This is a genomic window from Streptomyces sp. NPDC001851, from assembly GCF_040297165.1.
In the GTDB taxonomy this organism is placed as follows: Bacteria; Actinomycetota; Actinomycetes; order Streptomycetales; family Streptomycetaceae; genus Streptomyces.
The window spans coordinates 231,477-247,799 of sequence record NZ_JBEOYR010000010.1 but is presented as its reverse complement, the minus strand read 5'-3'; the positions used below and the strand labels follow the sequence as shown (position 1 = coordinate 247,799).

Annotated in this window: 15 protein-coding genes; 9 read left to right on the top strand and 6 right to left on the bottom strand. The window is 72.6% G+C overall.

Annotated features, from left to right (window positions below):
* Positions 1-5: 5 nt before the first annotated feature.
* A complete protein-coding gene (fdhD, locus tag ABT171_RS17445; protein WP_351244552.1) occupies positions 6-854 on the top strand; it encodes a formate dehydrogenase accessory sulfurtransferase FdhD in 849 nt (282 codons plus the stop codon).
* 253 nt (positions 855-1,107) lie between these two features.
* On the opposite strand, the gene ABT171_RS17440 is transcribed toward fdhD, so the two are convergent.
* Both ABT171_RS17440 and ABT171_RS17435 read right to left on the bottom strand, forming a co-directional pair.
* The gene (locus ABT171_RS17440; protein WP_351244550.1) at positions 1,108-1,635 is read right to left on the bottom strand and encodes an isochorismatase family protein; all 528 of its coding nucleotides are present in this window, start codon (positions 1,633-1,635) and stop codon (positions 1,108-1,110) included.
* 19 nt (positions 1,636-1,654) lie between these two features.
* Complete coding sequence (locus tag ABT171_RS17435) at positions 1,655-2,092, bottom strand: MarR family winged helix-turn-helix transcriptional regulator (protein ID WP_351244548.1); 438 nt, start codon at positions 2,090-2,092, stop codon at positions 1,655-1,657.
* Positions 2,093-2,218: 126 nt separating this feature from the next.
* On the opposite strand from ABT171_RS17435, the gene ABT171_RS17430 reads away from it, so the two are divergent.
* Both ABT171_RS17430 and ABT171_RS17425 read left to right on the top strand, forming a co-directional pair.
* On the top strand, positions 2,219-3,136 hold the full coding sequence (locus ABT171_RS17430; protein ID WP_351244546.1) for a quinone oxidoreductase family protein: 918 nt from the start codon (positions 2,219-2,221) through the stop codon (positions 3,134-3,136).
* Between the two features lie 132 nt (positions 3,137-3,268).
* Complete coding sequence (locus ABT171_RS17425) at positions 3,269-5,149, top strand: exo-alpha-sialidase (RefSeq protein ID WP_351244544.1); 1,881 nt, start codon at positions 3,269-3,271, stop codon at positions 5,147-5,149.
* On the opposite strand, the gene ABT171_RS17420 is transcribed toward ABT171_RS17425, so the two are convergent.
* A complete protein-coding gene (locus ABT171_RS17420; RefSeq protein ID WP_351244631.1) occupies positions 5,099-6,115 on the bottom strand; it encodes a bile acid:sodium symporter family protein in 1,017 nt (338 codons plus the stop codon). The two genes, ABT171_RS17425 and ABT171_RS17420, sit on opposite strands and share 51 nt — an antisense overlap.
* Positions 6,116-6,293: 178 nt before the next feature.
* Between ABT171_RS17420 and ABT171_RS17415 the strand changes: the two genes are divergently transcribed.
* Positions 6,294-7,163 carry a LysR substrate-binding domain-containing protein gene (locus tag ABT171_RS17415; protein WP_351244542.1) on the top strand — a complete coding sequence of 290 codons (870 nt, stop codon included), beginning with the start codon at positions 6,294-6,296 and terminating at the stop codon, positions 7,161-7,163.
* 16 nt (positions 7,164-7,179) lie between these two features.
* On the opposite strand, the gene ABT171_RS17410 is transcribed toward ABT171_RS17415, so the two are convergent.
* Positions 7,180-8,160 (bottom strand): Lrp/AsnC family transcriptional regulator, encoded by a 981-nt coding sequence (locus tag ABT171_RS17410; protein WP_351244540.1) that lies wholly within the window; start codon positions 8,158-8,160, stop codon positions 7,180-7,182.
* 116 nt (positions 8,161-8,276) lie between these two features.
* Between ABT171_RS17410 and ABT171_RS17405 the strand changes: the two genes are divergently transcribed.
* From ABT171_RS17405 to ABT171_RS17395, 3 genes are all read left to right on the top strand, one after another.
* The gene (locus ABT171_RS17405; RefSeq protein WP_351244538.1) at positions 8,277-9,764 is read left to right on the top strand and encodes an MFS transporter; all 1,488 of its coding nucleotides are present in this window, start codon (positions 8,277-8,279) and stop codon (positions 9,762-9,764) included.
* Positions 9,765-10,103: 339 nt separating this feature from the next.
* Complete coding sequence (locus ABT171_RS17400; RefSeq protein ID WP_351244536.1) at positions 10,104-11,930, top strand: AMP-dependent synthetase/ligase; 1,827 nt, start codon at positions 10,104-10,106, stop codon at positions 11,928-11,930.
* A gap of 87 nt (positions 11,931-12,017) precedes the next feature.
* Positions 12,018-12,854, top strand: coding sequence for an aldo/keto reductase (locus tag ABT171_RS17395; RefSeq protein WP_351244534.1), 837 nt, complete (start codon positions 12,018-12,020; stop codon positions 12,852-12,854).
* Positions 12,855-12,949: 95 nt separating this feature from the next.
* Here the strand turns inward: ABT171_RS17395 and ABT171_RS17390 are convergent, their stop codons facing one another.
* The gene (locus tag ABT171_RS17390; protein ID WP_351244533.1) at positions 12,950-13,561 is read right to left on the bottom strand and encodes a hypothetical protein; all 612 of its coding nucleotides are present in this window, start codon (positions 13,559-13,561) and stop codon (positions 12,950-12,952) included.
* Positions 13,562-13,724: 163 nt separating this feature from the next.
* On the opposite strand from ABT171_RS17390, the gene ABT171_RS17385 reads away from it, so the two are divergent.
* Complete coding sequence (locus tag ABT171_RS17385; RefSeq protein ID WP_351244531.1) at positions 13,725-14,423, top strand: glycoside hydrolase family 75 protein; 699 nt, start codon at positions 13,725-13,727, stop codon at positions 14,421-14,423.
* A gap of 59 nt (positions 14,424-14,482) precedes the next feature.
* Here the strand turns inward: ABT171_RS17385 and ABT171_RS17380 are convergent, their stop codons facing one another.
* Positions 14,483-15,394, bottom strand: coding sequence for a class I SAM-dependent methyltransferase (locus ABT171_RS17380; protein ID WP_351244529.1), 912 nt, complete (start codon positions 15,392-15,394; stop codon positions 14,483-14,485).
* A gap of 128 nt (positions 15,395-15,522) precedes the next feature.
* Between ABT171_RS17380 and ABT171_RS17375 the strand changes: the two genes are divergently transcribed.
* Entirely contained in the window at positions 15,523-16,296 is a 774-nt protein-coding gene (locus ABT171_RS17375) for a phytanoyl-CoA dioxygenase family protein (protein WP_351244527.1), read from the top strand.
* Positions 16,297-16,323: the final 27 nt, after the last annotated feature.

The window sequence follows — 16,323 nt, the reverse complement described above, 5'->3', positions numbered from 1 at the left end:
AGGACATGGGACGAGTCACGGAACGACGCAAGGTCCTCCGCATCCGGGACGGGGCGGTCAGCACCCGGCCGGACACGCTCGTCGCCGAGGAACCCCTGGAGATCCGGCTGAACGGCAAGCCGCTCGCGATCACCATGCGCACACCGGGCGACGACTTCGCGCTGGCGGCGGGGTTCCTGGTGAGCGAGGGTGTACTGGCGACTGCATACGATCTGCAGAACATCGTCTACTGTGCGGGGGCGACCGTAGACGGCACGAACACCTACAACGTCGTCGACGTCAGGACCGCGCCGGGCGTCGCCCTGCCGGACTTCACGCTGGAGCGGAACGTCTATACGTCCTCCTCGTGCGGCCTGTGCGGCAAGGCCAGCCTGGACGCCGTCCGTACGACCGCCCGCTTTCCGATCGCCGACACTCCCCCGGTGCGGGTCACCCCGGAGCTGCTGGCGAGTCTTCCGGAGCGGCTGCGAGCGGCCCAGCGGGTGTTCGACCGGACCGGAGGTCTGCACGCGGCAGCCCTGTTCACGGAGGACGGGGAGCTGCTGGACATACGCGAGGACGTGGGCCGTCACAACGCGGTGGACAAGCTGGTCGGGCGGGCACTGCAGAACGGCGACCTGCCGCTGTCGCGGACGATCCTGCTCGTCTCCGGGCGCGCCTCGTTCGAGCTGGCGCAGAAGGCCGTGATGGCGGGCATCCCCATGCTGGCGGCGGTATCGGCGCCGTCGTCGCTGGCGGTGGATCTGGCCGCCGAGACGGGGCTGACCCTGGTGGGGTTCCTGCGGGGCAGCTCGATGAACGTGTACGCGGGCGAGGACCGCATCGCCCTGCGGGAGGCGACCGCCCAGAGCTGAGAGCCCTTCCCGCGGCACGGCGGCGGCCCCGGCCGGCGGGGAACGGCCCCCTGCGCGGCCGGCCCCCTCCGCCGGGGACTGCGCCGCCACGGCACGGGCTGGCATGCGCGGCCCGTTGGACGCAGCACCGGGCCCCGCCGGCCAGGGGTAATCAACAGCCCTGTTTGGCGCAGGAGTTGATGTGCGGCGCCGGTCAATGCCGGGGCGATCCGGCCGGGCGTCGCGGGCGGGGGCGGCGCGCCGGTCCGGGCGGTCAGGCGGGCCCGAGGCGTACGGAGGCGGCGGTCACGACCGTGCCCAGCCGGGGGAAGTCGAGCCGGACGGACGCCTCGTGCTCGGCGGCGGTGTAGGCGGCCATGGCGTCCTCGGCGAAGACGAGGTCGTAGCCGAGGTCGGCGGCGGCGCGGGCGGTGGACTCGACGCCGAGGTTGGTGGCGACGCCGCCGAACACCAGGGTGGTCACGCCTCTTTCACGCAGTCGTTCGTCCAGGCCGGTGCCCTGGAAGGCGCCGATGGTCCGCTTGACCACCTCCAGGTCGCCGTGTGCCGCGAGGCCGGGGACCAGGGCGCTGCCGGGCGGCTGTTCGGCGGCCGAGGGACGTTCGACCCGGACGAGGACGACGGGCGCTCCGGCGGCGCGGAAGGTACGCGCCAACTCCTCGGCTGCGGCCAGTACTTCGGTGCCTTTGCGGGGTTCCAGGGGCAGCGCGACGATGCGTTCCATCAGGTCGACGAGGATCAGGGCGGTGCGCTGCGGATCGAGTAGGTGAGCTGCGGTCATGACGGAACGTTAGTCGCCGTCAGCCGTCCGTGCCGGAAATCCGGATCAACAGGCCCATGAACTGCTCGCGTTCGGCGGCCGACAGCGGGGCGAGCAGCTCGTCGTTGGCCGCGCGGGCCGCCTTCTCGCAGCGGCCGAGGAGGCGGGCGCCGTCGTCGGTGAGGGACACGGCGTTCTTGCGCCGGTCCCTGGGGTCGGGGGCGCGGACGACGTGCCCGGCGGACTGCAGGTCGTTGAGGACGCCGACCAGGTCCTTGGGGTCGAGGCCCACGCTGCGGCCGAGGTCGGCCTGGGCGACGGGCTGGAGGTCGCGGACGGCGGAGAGGACCACGTGGTGCCACATCTTCTGCCCCTCGGCCGCGAGGGCGTCGGCGACCAGGGCGCGCCCCCGGCCGGCGGCGCGGCCGAGGAGCCAGCTGGGCAGGGAGCGGATCGCGGGCAGGGGTGCTTCGGCCATATGGGCAGCGTATCCCGAGATCGTTGGACGCCCCAACAAACACACGCTATCGTTGGGACTCCCAACGAAGTCGTGGGTGTTCCCAACGATTGATGTGCCGGATACCCGGCCCTGGAGGTGTGTGTGATGCGTCGCGTCCGATACGAGTCCACCGGCGGCCCGCTGTTCCTCGAGGAGACCTCCGTCCCCGCACCCGGTCCCGGCGAGCTGCTGGTGCGCTGCGCGGCCGTCGGCGTCACCCTGCCCGTGGTACGCAAGGTCGCCGAGGCCGCCGAGCCGATCCCGCTCGGCGGGGAGATCGCCGGTGAGGTGGTGGCGGCCGGCGAGGGCGTGACCCGCTACCGGCCGGGCGACCGGGTGACCGGGCTGTGCTTCGGACACGGATACGCCGACTTCGCCCTGCTGCACGAGGCCATGGCCTCCCCGATACCGGACGGCGCGGACGCCGTGGACGCGATCGCGCTCGTGCGCAGCGGCCTGGTGGCGTTCGGGGCACTGGAGGCGGCGCGCCCGGTACCGGGCGAGGCGGTGCTCGTCACGGCGGCGGCGAGCGGGGTCGGGCACCTCGCCGTGCAGCTGGCACGGGCGCGGGGTGCGGGGCGGGTGGTGGGGGCGGTGTCCGACCCCGGCAAGGCGGACTTCGTCCGCTCGCTCGGCGCGGACGACTGTATCCAGTATGGGGACGACAGTTGGGGGGATCCCGTCGACTGTGTCCTGGATGCCGTCGGCGGTGACCTGCTCACCCCCGCTCTCGCCGCCCTGGCCCCGCACGGCCGCCTCGTCGCCTACAGCTCCGGCGGCGGCACCCTCCGGGCGTACGACCTGCTGGTGGGCGCCAAGTCGGTGATCGGATTCCAGATGGCCCTGATCGCCCGCGGCCGGCCGGACCTGTACGAGCAGTGGCGCAAGGAGCTGTGGCGGCTGTTCACCGAGAATGCTCTGAAGCCCGCCGTGCACGCCGAGTTCGCGCTGGAGGACGCGGCGAAGGCGCACGAGGTGATCGAACGGCGGGCCAACCTCGGCAAGGTGGTGCTGCGCCCGTAGTCCCTTCACGTACCCCTTGTGCCGCACGCTTCTTGTGGGGCGACCGAACCCCAACTACCGTCGTTGGAGCGCCCGTTCGACGTGGGATGTCCGGATGTCCAGATGCCCGGCCGACGAAGGGCAGGTCCCACCATGCCGTCAGGTCTTCGCGCCCGTCCCAGCTCCGCACTCGCCGTCGCCGTCACCGCGGCCGTGGCGGCCGCCCTCGCAGCGTTCCTCCCCGGCACCACGGCCCATGCCCAGCCAGCCGCCGCACCTCCCGAGTTCCAGCAGCAGATCCTCTTCAAGGCCGCCCAGGACCCCGGCTACGCCTGCTTCCGCATCCCGGCGATCGTGCGGACGACGGACGGCACCCTGCTGGCGTTCGCCGAGGGCCGGGTCCTCAACTGCGGTGACGCCGCCGACATCGACATCGTGCTCAAGCGCTCCACCGACGGCGGCCGCACCTGGGGCCCGCTGCAGGTGGTCAACGAGGGCGCCGGTGACACGCACGGCAATCCGGCGCCCGTCGTGGACCGCGAAACGGGCCGGGTCTGGCTCGCGGAGACGTACAACACGGGCCGCACCGACAGCTCCAGTTGCCCGATCCCCTGCGACCGCACCCCGCATCTGCAGTACAGCGACGACGACGGCCGGAGCTGGTCCGTGCCGCGCGATCTGAGCCCGGAGATCCTGCCCGCCGACTGGAACTCGTGGTACGCGACCGGGCCGGGGCACGGCGTCCAGCTCACCCGCGGCCGGTACGCGGGCCGGCTGGTCTTCGGCGTCAACACCGAGACCTGGGACGGCAGCCGGGTCACCGCCAACCACGCGGCGCTGATCGTGAGCGACGACCACGGCGGCCACTGGCGGATCGGCGCCACCGACACCTGGCCCGTCGCCGACGACGGCACCTTCCGGCAGAAGCCGTCCGAACTGGCCCTCGCCGAGCGCGGCGACGGTTCCGTCCTGGTCAGCGGCCGGGAACAGGACGGCACCGACCTCGGCCACCGCACCCAGGCCGTCAGCCGCGACGGCGGGACCAGCTTCACCGCCCCCTTCCGCGACCAGCCCGACCTGTACGCCCCGCAGGTCCAGGGTTCCCTGCTGCGCCTGGGCGACCGGCTGCTGCTCGCCTGCCCCGCCGACCCCGACCGGCGGCGGACGATGATGATCCGCTCCTCCTACGACGGCGGCCGCACCTGGGACAGCGTGGACCGCGGCACGGTCGTCACCGGTGACTGGTCCGGCTACTCGGACCTGGTCCGCGCCGACGCGGACACGGTGGGCCTGATCTACGAGGTCGGGGCGGTGGACGCACGCGACGAGATCCGCTTCGCCCGGTTCACCGAGGACTGGCTCGCCCCGCGCCGCGCCCCCGACCCGGTCACCGCGGACCGGGCCCCGCACGCCCGTCCGGCCGCGGTGCTCGGCGGCGCGGAGGAGACGGGCGGGGTCTTCGGCGGGGCGCTGGCGTTCGACGGCACCGACGACGCCGTACGGCTGCCGTTCCGCAGCGGGCTGCCCCTGGGAAGCAGGGGCTTCACGGCGTCCCTGTGGTTCCGGTACACGGCCACGTCCGGCGAGCAGCCGCTGCTCTGGATGGGCGGGGTCGGTCCCAGCGAGCCGCAGGTGTGGGTGCGCGGCGAGCCGGCGAACCACCGGATCCAGGGACTGATCACAGTGCGGGACGGGGCGATCGCGCCGCAGACTGTCTACGTTCGTACGGATACTGCATACAACGACGGCCAGTGGCATCACCTGGCGTTGCGCCGGGGCGGAGGGCGGCTGTCGTTGTTCGTCGACGGTATGCAGTCGTCCGTCGACGACATACCGGGGACGGTCAGCCGTAACTCCCCCTTCGGTGTGCACATCGGTCAGCGCATGGACAGCCGCGCCTTCTTCACCGGCGCGATCGACGAGGTGCACGTCTGGGACCGGGCACTCAGCGACGAGGAGCTGTCGGATCCCCGGGCGCTCTGGTCAGCGAAGGGCACGGTCCTGTGGCTGCCCCTGGACCGGGTGCGCGGCTGACGCGCCCGGAGCGTCCGGGGCCTCCTCGGGGTCCCGGGCGCGCCGCTTGGCGATGACCGCGCAGACCATCAGCTGCATCTGGTGGAACAGCATCAGCGGCAGCACGGCGAGGGACGCCTGCGCCCCGAACAGGACGCCGGCCATGGGCAGCCCGGAGGCCAGGGACTTCTTCGAACCCGCGAACTGGATGGCGATGCGGTCGTTGCGCCCGAAGCCGAGCGCCCGGGCGCCGTACCAGGTGAGCAGGAGCATCACGGCGAGCAGGACGGCCTCGACGGCGAGCAGCGCGCCCAGCCGTGCCGGGCTGATCCGGTGCCAGATGCCCCGGGCCATGCCCTCGCTGAAGGCGGTGTACACGACCAGCAGGATGGATCCGCGGTCGACCAGGCCGAGCACCTTCTTGTGCCGGGCCACGAAGCCCCCGATCCAGCGCCGCAGCACCTGCCCGGCGAGGAACGGCACCAGCAGCTGGAGCACGATCTTGATCAGTGAGTCGGCGGAGAACCCGCCCCCGCTGTTGCCGAGCAGTCCGGCCGCCAGCAGCGGGGTGACGACGATGCCGACGAGCGAGGAGAAGGAACCGGCGCAGATCGCCGCCGGTACGTTTCCGCGGGCGATCGAGGTGAACGCGATGGACGACTGGATGGTGGACGGCACCAGCGTCAGGAAGAGCAGCCCCTGGTAGAGCGGCTGGGTGAGCAGGACCGGCACCAGCGCCCGCGCGGCCAGCCCGAGCCCCGGGAAGAGGATGAAGGTGCAGGCCAGCACGGTGGCATGGAGCCGCCAGTGGCGCAGTCCGTCCAGCGCCTCCCGGGTGGAGAGCCGGGCGCCGTAGAGGAAGAAGAGGAGGGCGATCGCGGCCGTGGACGCGCCCGAGGCCACGTGGGAGGCGGTGCCCCGGGCCGGCAGGAGCGCGGCGAGGCCCACCGTCCCGAGCAGCAGGACGATGTACGGGTCGATCGGCATCCGACGCGGCGGGCGCAGGCGTTTCACGGTGCTCCGGTTGCTGTACGGGGTCGGTACGGGGTGTCGCGTTCGGGGCCTGCGGGGCCCTCTCCATCGTCCCCCTTCCCCAGCTGATCGGGAATCCCGCACACCACTCTGACTGTCATCATGAAATGCGATGACGGGGTAGCCTGCAGGGGTGTACGACCCGGCGCAGCTGCGCAGCTTTCTCTCCGTGGCCCAGACGCTCAGCTTCACGCAGGCCGCGCGCCGGCTGGGGCTGCGCCAGTCCACGGTCAGCCAGCATGTGCGCCGGCTGGAGGACGCGGCCGGGCGGCCGCTGTTCACTCGGGACACCCATTCGGTGGAGCTGACCGAGGACGGGGAGGCGATGCTGGGCTTCGCCCGGCGGATCCTGCAGGTGCACGAGCAGGCCACGGCGTTCTTCACGGGCACCCGGGTGCGGGGCCGGCTGCGGTTCGGGGCGTCGGAGGACTTCGTGCTCACCCGGCTGCCGGAGATCCTGGAGGGCTTTCGCCACGACCATCCGGAGGTCGACCTGGAGCTGACGGTGGAGCTGTCCGGCACCCTCCACGAGCAGCTGGCCGCCGGGAAGCTCGACCTGGTGCTGGCCAAGCGGCGCCCGGAGGATCCCCGTGGCGCGCTGGTCTGGCGCGACGACCTGGTGTGGATCGGCGCCGAGCGGCTGCGCCTGGACGCCGACCGGCCCGTGCCGCTGATCGTGTATCCGCCGCCCGGTATCACCCGGGCCCGTGCGCTGGAGGTGCTGGAGCGCGAGGGCCGGGCGTGGCGGATCGTGTGCACCAGTGGCAGCCTCAACGGGCTGATCGCGGCGGCCCGCGCGGGGCTCGGGGTGATGGTCCACTCCCGGCGGCTGATTCCGCCCGGCCTGTTCCGCCTGCCGGAGCGTTCCGGACTGCCCGGCCTGGGCAAGGTCGACTTCGTGCTCGTCCACGGCCGTCGAAGGGGCGCTGCCGAGGGGGCCGCGGACGCGCTGGCGGCGGCGGTGCTGGCGGGTGGGGAACGCCTCAGCCGCCGGGGCGGCTGAGGTCCGTCGTCCGAGGTCAGCGGGGCATGGGGTAGGTGAGTTTCTTGATCTGGCGCAGGAAGGGCGTGGTCTCCACGTGCTGGACGCCGGCCAGGCCGCCGAGAGGGCCGCTGAGGTAGGCGTAGAGGTCGGCGGTGCTGCGGAACAGCGCGGTGACGGCGAGGTTGGAGGGCCCGGCCGTCGCGGAGACCCAGGCGGTCTCCCGGTGCCCGGCCAGGGCCTCGCCGACGGAGTGCAGGGCGGCGGGTGCGGCGGTGACCCACAGCATGGCGACGACGGGGTGGCCGAGGACCTCGGACCGGTATTCCACGTCGATGTACAGCGCGCCGGAGGCACGCAGCGCGGCCAGCCGGCGTTTGACCGAGGACTCCGAGCGGCCTGTCGCCCGCTGGAGCTCGGGGTAGGCGGCCCGGCCGTTCTGCTCCAGGACGGCCAGCAGGGGTTCGTCCTCGGGTTCGATGCGGGCCGGTCCGGGCGCGGGAGCGCCGGCGGGGCGCAGGGCGGCGATCTGGTCGTCGGTGAGGGCGGCGAGCTTGCTGAGCCAGCAGTCCGCACCGCCGTAGAAGCGGTGCAGGAGCTGGAGGGCGCGGATCTCGACCACGTTCGGTGTGCGGGGCAGCTTGCCGAGCAGCAGCTCGTCGTGGTCGCCGGGGGTGCGCGGCCGGGTCAGGCACAGCAGCTCGGTGCCGCCCGAGGCGAGCCCGATCCAGTAGGTGTCGGGGCGCCGGGCGAGGGCCTCCCCGATGGCCAGGGCGCTGTCCGGCGCGCAGCGGATCCGCAGCATCCACTGGTCCTGGGCGAGCCGTGGGGCGTCGCGCACCGCGACGACCCGCAGACCGCCCTGCGCGCACAGGCGCCGGTAGCGGCGGGCGATCGTCTGGTCGGAGACGCCGAGCACCGCGGCGATCCGGCTGAAGGAGGCCCGGCCGTCGACCGCGAGCGCGGAGAGCAGGTGCAGGTCGAGCCGGTCGACGCTGTCGGGTTCCGTCTCCAGCATGCGGTCTCCTGTCGGATTCCATCGGGCAGGCACGGTGCAGCCGTCCCATCGTCCGTACTCGGGCCATCGTACGGAGCGGCGGGCAATCGGTCCGCTGGAACGCAGGGAGTGAGGACATGCGTACATGGGGGACGCTCACGGCCGTGTGCCTGGGCACGTTCATGTTGTTGCTGGACGTGACGATCGTGGTGGTGGCGCTGCCGGACATGGCTGCGTCGCTGCATGCGTCGCTGGGTGATCTGCAGTGGGTGGTCGACGGGTACGCGCTCGCGCTGGCCGCGCTGCTGCTGGGTGTCGGTGCCGCCGCCGACGTCCTGGGGCGGCGCCGGGTGCATGTGGCGGGCGTGGCGGTGTTCGCGGTGGCCAGTCTGCTGTGCGGGCTGGCGTCGGGGCCGGGGACGCTGGTGGCGGCGCGGGCGCTGCAGGGTCTCGGGGCGGCGGCGATGTTCGCGACGACCCTGCCGCTGCTGGGCTCGGTCTACCAGGGGAGGCAGCGGTCGGCGGCGCTCGGCGTGTGGGGCGCGGTCAGCGGTGGGGCCGCGGCGGTCGGTCCGGTGCTCGGCGGGCTGCTCACCGAGGGGCCGGGCTGGCGGTGGATCTTCTTCGTGAACCTTCCGGTGAGCGTGCTGGAGGTGTGGCTGACCCTGCGGGTGGTCCCGGAGTCGCGCGGGGCGCGCGGGATGAGCGTCGACTGGGCGGGTACGGCGGCCTTCGCGGTGTTCGCGGGCGGTGCGACGTACGCGGTGGTGCGCGCCGGTGAGGACGGCTGGACGGCGGCGGCGACGCTGACGGCGTTCGCGGCGGCGGCGCTGGCGCTGGTGGTGTTCGTGCTGGTGGAGCGGCGGGTGGCGCATCCGCTGCTGGATCTGTCGCTGCTGCGCCGGCCGGCGTTCGCCGGGGTGATGGTGGGCTCGTTCGCCTTCAACGGGGTGGCGTTCGGCGGGGTCCCCTATCTGTCGCTGTGGATGCAGACTCTGCTGGGCCTCTCGCCGGTGCGCGGCGGGCTGACGCTGCTGCCGATGACGGTGGTGTCGATGCTGGTCGCGGTGCTGGTGGGGCGGCTGCTGCACGGGGTGCCGGCCTGGCTGACGGTCGGCGGCGGGCTGCTGCTGATCGCGGCCGGCACGCTGTGCCAGGCGGTGCTGGACGCGGGCTCCGGCTGGACGGCACTGGTGCCCGGGTTCGTGCTGGTGGGGGCCGGCACGGGGTTCGTCGTACCGACCGTGTCGGGGGCGGCGCTGGCCGCGGTGCCACCGGAGCGGGCCGGGATGGCGGGCGGCGCGGTGAACACGGTCCGGCAGCTCGGCTACGCGCTGGGCGTGGCCGTCTTCGGCACCGTGCTCACCTCCCGGATGACCGGCGCGCTGCCGGGCGGCGCGGCCCACGCCCTGGCCGGCGGCGGAGCCGGTGCGCTGCGCGGCGGCTTCCCGGAGCACACCCTGCGCGGCGCGTTCGCCTCGGGCCTGAACGGCGCGCTGGTGGTGGCGGGGCTGACCGGCATGGCCGCGGGCGTGCTGGTGCTGCTGCTCGTGCGAAGGGGCCGGCCGGCGCCGCGGAACCCGTCCGGCGCGCACCGGCAGCAAGCGGTGCCGGTCCACCGCTGACCCCCGCCGGGCCCGGGTGAGGGCGGTACGCGCAACCCCTCTCGCCCGTGCGTGTCCGCCGGGCCGGACCGCGCCGCGTGTGCGGTGACCGGTACGGTACGTGCCGTAATCGCCGCGTACAGATTCGGTGGAGATCTACGGCACCGAAACTTACTGACCCGTCAGTATTGTGTCCGGCCCTTCCCTATGTGCGGGCATTTTCCGGCCATCGGCGTGGAGGAACGTGAGGTTTGCTCGGTTTCCGACCCCCTCCCCTCCGGTGACCGTGTGGGGTAGCTTTCACCGCGCTGTGCCGCGTATCACGGGCGTGACCAAGCAGCGAGGATCGGGGAGCGAGGTTTGCGCGAGTTCACCAACCCGCCGCTCACGTCGGCACCGCCGGTGGGCGGTCTGGCCGATGTGGTCTTCGAGCATGCCCGGACGGATCCCGCACACATCGCCCTCGGCCGCAAGGACGCCTCCGGGCAGTGGCGGGAGGTGACTTCCGCCGAGTTCCGCGACGAGGTGCTGGCCCTCGCCAAGGGCCTGCTCGCACGCGGCATCCGCTTCGGCGACCGCGTCGCGATCATGTCCCGCACCCGCTACGAGTGGACCCTGTTCGACTTCGCCCTGTGGTCGGTCGGCGCCCAGGTGGTGCCGGTCTACCCCACGTCCTCGGCCGAGCAGTGCTTCTGGATGCTCTACGACGCCGAGGTGTCCGCGGCGATCGTGGAGCACGAGGACCACGCGATGACCATCGCCACCGTCATCGACCGCCTCCCGCGGCTGCGCCAGCTGTGGCAGCTGGACGCGGGCTGTGTGCAGGAGCTGTACGACGCCGGGGCACACCTGGACGACGAGCTGGTCGACCGGCACCGGCAGGCGGTCACCCCGGAGTCGGTCGCCACCATCATCTACACCTCCGGCACCACCGGCCGCCCCAAGGGCTGTGTCCTCTCGCACGCCAACTTCATGTACGAGGCGGACACGATGATCCAGCGGTGGCAGCCGGTGTTCCACACCAAGAAGGACGACGAGGCCTCCACCCTGCTGTTCCTGCCGCTCGCGCATGTCTTCGGGCGGATGGTCGAGGTGGCCGCGATCCGCGGGCGGGTCCGCTTCGGGCACCAGCCGCAGCTGAACGCCGCCGCCCTGCTGCCCGACCTGCAGGCCTTCCGGCCCACCTTCATCCTCGCGGTGCCGTACATCTTCGAGAAGGTGTTCAACGCCGCCCGCCGGAAGGCGGAGAAGGAAGGCAGATCCGGGCCGTTCGAGAAGGCCGTCGACATCGCGGTGAAGTACGCGGAGGCCGTGGAGGCCAAGGCGTGGGGCACCGGGCCCGGCCCGTCGGCGGGGCTGCGCATGCAGCACCAGCTGTTCGACAAGCTCGTCTACTCCAAGGTCCGGGCGGCCATGGGCGGTCGTATACGGAATGCGATGTCCGGTGGTTCGGGGATGGACCGCCGGCTGGGGCTGTTCTTCGCGGGCGCCGGCGTGCAGATCTACGAGGGGTACGGTCTGACCGAGTCGACGGCCGCAGCCACCGCCAACCCGCCCGAGCGCACCCGCTACGGCACCGTCGGCCAGCCCATCCCCGGCATGACCGTGCACATCGCCGACGACGGCGAGATCTGGCTGCACGGCGGCAACGTCTTCCAGGGCTACCTCAACAATCCGAAGGCCACCGACGAGACCCTGCACGACGGCTGGCTGGCCACCGGCGACCTCGGCTCGCTCGACGAGGACGGGTATCTGACCATCACCGGCCGCAAGAAGGAGATCCTGGTGACCTCCGGCGGCAAGAGCGTCTCCCCCGGTGTGCTGGAGGAGCGGGTCCGCGAACATCCGCTGGTCAACCAGTGCATCGTGGTCGGCAACGACCGCCCCTACATCGCCGCCCTGGTCACCCTCGACCAGGAGGCCGTGGAGCACTGGCTGCAGATGCGCGGGAAGCCGCGGATGACCCCGGCCGAGCTGGTGCGCGACCCGGACCTGGAGACGGAGGTGCGGCGGGCGGTGGTCGCCGCCAACACCCTCGTCTCCCAGGCCGAGTCGATCCGCACCTTCCGCATCCTCGCGCAGCCGTTCACCGAGGAACACGGCCTGCTCACCCCGTCGCTGAAGCTGAAGCGGAAGGCGATCGAGAAGGCGTACGACAACGAGGTCGAGGCCCTCTACCGGACCTGACGGAGTGCGCGGTCAGGAATGCACACCGGCGCGTGATCGTTGACGATGGGAGTACCACCTGTCGGCAACCGAAGGATCAAGAGGCTCGTGAGCAGCAAGGTCCCCCCGATCATCCTCAACAACGGCGTCGAGATGCCCCAGCTGGGCTACGGCGTCTGGCAGGTGCCGGACGACGAGGCCGAGCAGGCCGTCGCCACGGCACTGGAGGCCGGGTACCGCAGCATCGACACAGCGGCGATCTACGGCAACGAAGCGGGCACCGGCAAGGCCATCGCCGCCTCCGGCCTGCCCCGCCAGGACATCTTCGTCACCACCAAGGTCTGGAACAGCGACCAGGGGTACGACTCCACGCTGCGCGCCTTCGACGCGTCGCTTCGGAAGCTGGGTCTCGACTACGTGGACCTGTACCTGATCCACTGGCCGCTGCCCTCCCGCGGTGCCTACATCGACACCTACAAGGCGTTCGAGAAGCTGCTCGGCGACGGCCGGGTCCGCGCCATCGGCGTGTCCAACTTCCTTCCCGAGTACCTGCGGCGGCTGATCTCCGAGACGTCGGTCGTCCCGGCGGTCAACCAGATCGAGCTGCATCCGCATCTGCAGCAGCACGCCGCCCGCGCGTTCCACGCCGAGCAGGGCATCGCGACCGAGGCCTGGTCGCCGCTCGGCCAGGGCAAGGGCCTGCTGGAGGTGCCTGCGCTCGTCGCCATCGCGCGGAAGCACGGGCGTACGCCGGCGCAGGTCGTGCTGCGCTGGCACATCCAGCTCGGCAATGTCGTGATCCCGAAGTCCGTGACGCCGTCCCGGATCAAGGAGAACATCGAGGTCTTCGACTTCAGCCTGGACGACGAGGACCTCGCGGCGATCAGCGCCCTCGACGAGGGCCGGCGCCTGGGCCCCGACCCGGCCACCTTCGACATGACCTGAGCCCCGCGCGCCACGGCCGTCCGGGCCGCCTGTGCGGCGGGGCAGACGGCCGTCCGCCTGTCCGGGGGCGTGCTGCCGGGTGCGCGCTGTGCCGTTCAGTCCCCCCGTACGTCCGCGTGCAGGACCTCGAACTCCTCCAGGGCGATCACCGTGGCGTGCGCCTTGGCCGTGCCCTCGCGGCGGATCGCGGCCTGACGGGCGCGGGCCGCGGCGAGTGAGGCGCGGTCGGCGAAGAGGACGCCGGTCATGCCGCGGCCGCTTTCGCGGTCCAGGAAGAGAGCCGCCCCGGCGAATCCCGGCAGCACCTCCAGCCGGGGCAGCACGTCGGCGTGGAAGGTGTCGGCGGCGAGGTCCGCGTCCGCCGGTTCGTATGCGAGCCGGGTGAGCCGCAGCCCGCCGCCGGAGAGGGCCCGCTGCCCGGCGTGGAAGACGGCGGCCTCGTAGTTCTCGACCGCGACGGTGTCGGCGAAGGGCTGCAGCAGCTCGGGGCGCCGCGCGCTCATCACCTCGTCGCTGATGCGCCGCGCATCCGCGGACTCCCACCAGCTGATCGTGAGCAGCTTGCCGAGGCCACGGTCGACGAAGACGCCCGCCCCCCGGTAGCCGGGGCGCTCCTCCAGCAGATCATGCCCGCGGGTGTTCAGGGCCCGGACGGCGGTGTCCAGCTGCGCCGGATCGCCGGTCGCGTACACCGTGCGTACGAACATGCGCCTCACCTCCCGTCTTGCTCTTCAGTCTTGCCGTGGTCACAAATCACCGCAATACGCGCGGGTTTCACCGGTCCGCCACGGCAGATTTGACGAGGGCATGCACACAGGCCACGGTGACGGACATCTGGTAAGGAAACTTTCCTAACAGAAGGGCTCCCCCGTGCGCCTTCGAACCCTGCCCCTCGCCGCGGCCTCCGCAGCCACGCTGCTCACCGCCGGAGCCCTGCCGGCCCACGCCGCCGCCGGCCCCGCGGCCCCGCGCTCCGCACAGGAGGGCTCGGTCGGTGCGGCCGACCTGCTCGCCAAGGTGACGTCCTGTGCACAGATATCGAACGGCACGTACAAGACGGACGACGGGGCACCGGCCACGGTCCCCGTGTGCGGCAAGAACGGCGCGGTGTTCTGGAAGGCCGACATGGACGTCGACTGCGACGGCCAGCGCACCGCCTCCTGCAACGAGGACCGCGACCCCTGGTACCAGGACGACACCGCCTTCCACCAGTCCGACGGCAAGCCGCTGGCGGCGGAGTCGCTTCCGTACGTCGTGGTCCCCGGCTCCAGCAGCATCTGGAACTACGCCGGCGCCGGCATCAAGGGCGGCGGAGTGGTCGCGGTCGTCTACGGCAACAAGGTGGAGTACGCCGTCGTCGGCGACACCGGACCCACGCAGGTCATCGGCGAGGCGTCGTACGCCACCGCCAAGGCACTCGGCATCGACCCCGACCCGGGCCACGGCGGCGTCGGCTCGGGCGTGACCTACATCCTGTTCAAGAACTCCAAGGCCTCCCCCATCGAGAGCCACAGCGCCGCAGTGACCCTCGGGGACCAGCTGGCCAGGCAGTTCCTCGCGGAAAACTGACGCCCGCCGCACGCCGGCCGGGCCGGCCCGGCGGACGTACGACCACGGTGCCGACGTCGTCACACGGGCCGTACCGCCCGGTGCACCGTGTGGGCCGCCAGGACGAACACGTCGGGACGCCGGTGGGCGCTGCCGGGATCGGCGGGGTCCAGGAGACGGTCGAGGGTGGCGAGGTCGTCGGCGTCCAGGACGTCGGCGTGGGCCTCCCGGGCCCGGGCCAGGGCGGCGACGACGAAGGCGCGGGCCCGGTCCGGGACGGGGGCGGGCACGTCGAGGAGGAAGCTGCGGGTGCCCGTGTGCTTCAGGCCCGCCGCGGCCAGCAGGGCGGCCCAGTCCTCGGTCGCGGCGACCGCGCCGGGCAGCTCGGCGCGCATCCGGGCGAAGCGGTCCTCCTGGGCCGCGTCGATGCGGGCCTGCAGTCCGGGACGGCCGAAGCCGATCTCGCGGGGCAGGTAGCGGGCGGGCAGGCCGCCCTCCAGGACGGCCAGCGTGCCGCCGGGTGCGAGCCGGGCGGCGAACGCGGCGAGCGCGGTCTTCTGGTCGCCGAGGTGGTGCAGGCTGCGGCTGGCCCACAGCAGGTCCGCCGGATAGTCCAACTCGGCCAGGACTCCGGGCAGTTCCCCGGCGAGGGTGTCGAAGCGGTCGGCGACGCCCTGGCGGGCGGCGCGGGCGCGGGCGCGCTCCAGCAGGGGCGCGGAACCGTCGGCGGCCACCACCCGCGCGCCGGGGAACGTCTCCGCGATCAGGCAGGCGATGACCCCGGGTCCGCTGCCCGCGTCCACGACCAGACCGGGCTCGGTCACCTCCTTCGCCAGCCAGGCCAGGGCCCGGGCGTAGGCCGGACCGAACACCTCGGCCTCCGCCTCCAGCAGCGCCGCCATGGCGGCCCAGTCGGTGTCGCCTCCGTGGCCATGGCCGTGGGCGTGGGCGTGGGCGTGCTGTCCGTGGGGGGTGGGGTGGTCGTGTGCCATGGTGGTCAGCCTCTCGCTCGGATGCGGCCAGCCTGCGACGGCGCACGGGGGCGGTGCCACCTTCCTTGCCGATGCGGCAAAAACGCTCCGCAGAAAACGGGATGCGCGGGAGCGGCCGGGCGGCCAGCATGGGGCCCGTGAACGACGACCTTGTGACACGCTTCCTCACCGACGGCTTCGTGAAGATCGAAGGCGCCTTCCCGCCGCGTGTCGCCGCGGACTGCACCCGGCTGCTGTGGCGGGAGACCGGGTACGACGCGGACGACCCGGGCACCTGGAAGGAACCGGTGGTCCGGCTGAGCGGCATGGCCCAGGGGCCGTTCGCGGCAGCCGCCAACTCGCCCGTCCTGCACGAGGCGTTCGACCTGCTCGTCGGCGAGGGCCGGTGGCAGCCGCGGTATTCGCTGGGCACCTTTCCGCTGCGCTTCCCGCACCCGGTCGAGCCGGACGACGCGGGCTGGCACATCGAAGGCAGCTATCTCCCCGAGGGCGAGCAGTGGTACTTCACCAACCTGCGCTCCAGGGACCGCGCGCTGCTGATGCTGTTCCTGTTCAGCGAGGTCACCGAGGCGGATGCCCCGACCCGGATCCGGGTCGGCTCGCACCTGGACGTGCCCCCGCTGCTGGAGCCGTACGGCGAGGCCGGGGTGTCGGGCCTGGAGATCGCGCCGCAGCTGGTGCAGGCCTCTGCGCACCGCCCGCTCGTGTACGCCACCGGCAGCCCCGGCGACGTCTACCTCTGTCACCCCTTCCTGGTCCACGCGGCCCAGCCGCACCACGGCACCCGGCCCCGCTTCATGGCGCAGCCGCCGCTGGAACCGGCGGTGCCGTACCAGCTGGACCGGCCCGACGGGGCGTACTCGCCGGTGGAGCAGGCGATCCGCCGGGGCCTCGGCCGCTGACGGCAGGGCCCCGGCGGACGTTCACCG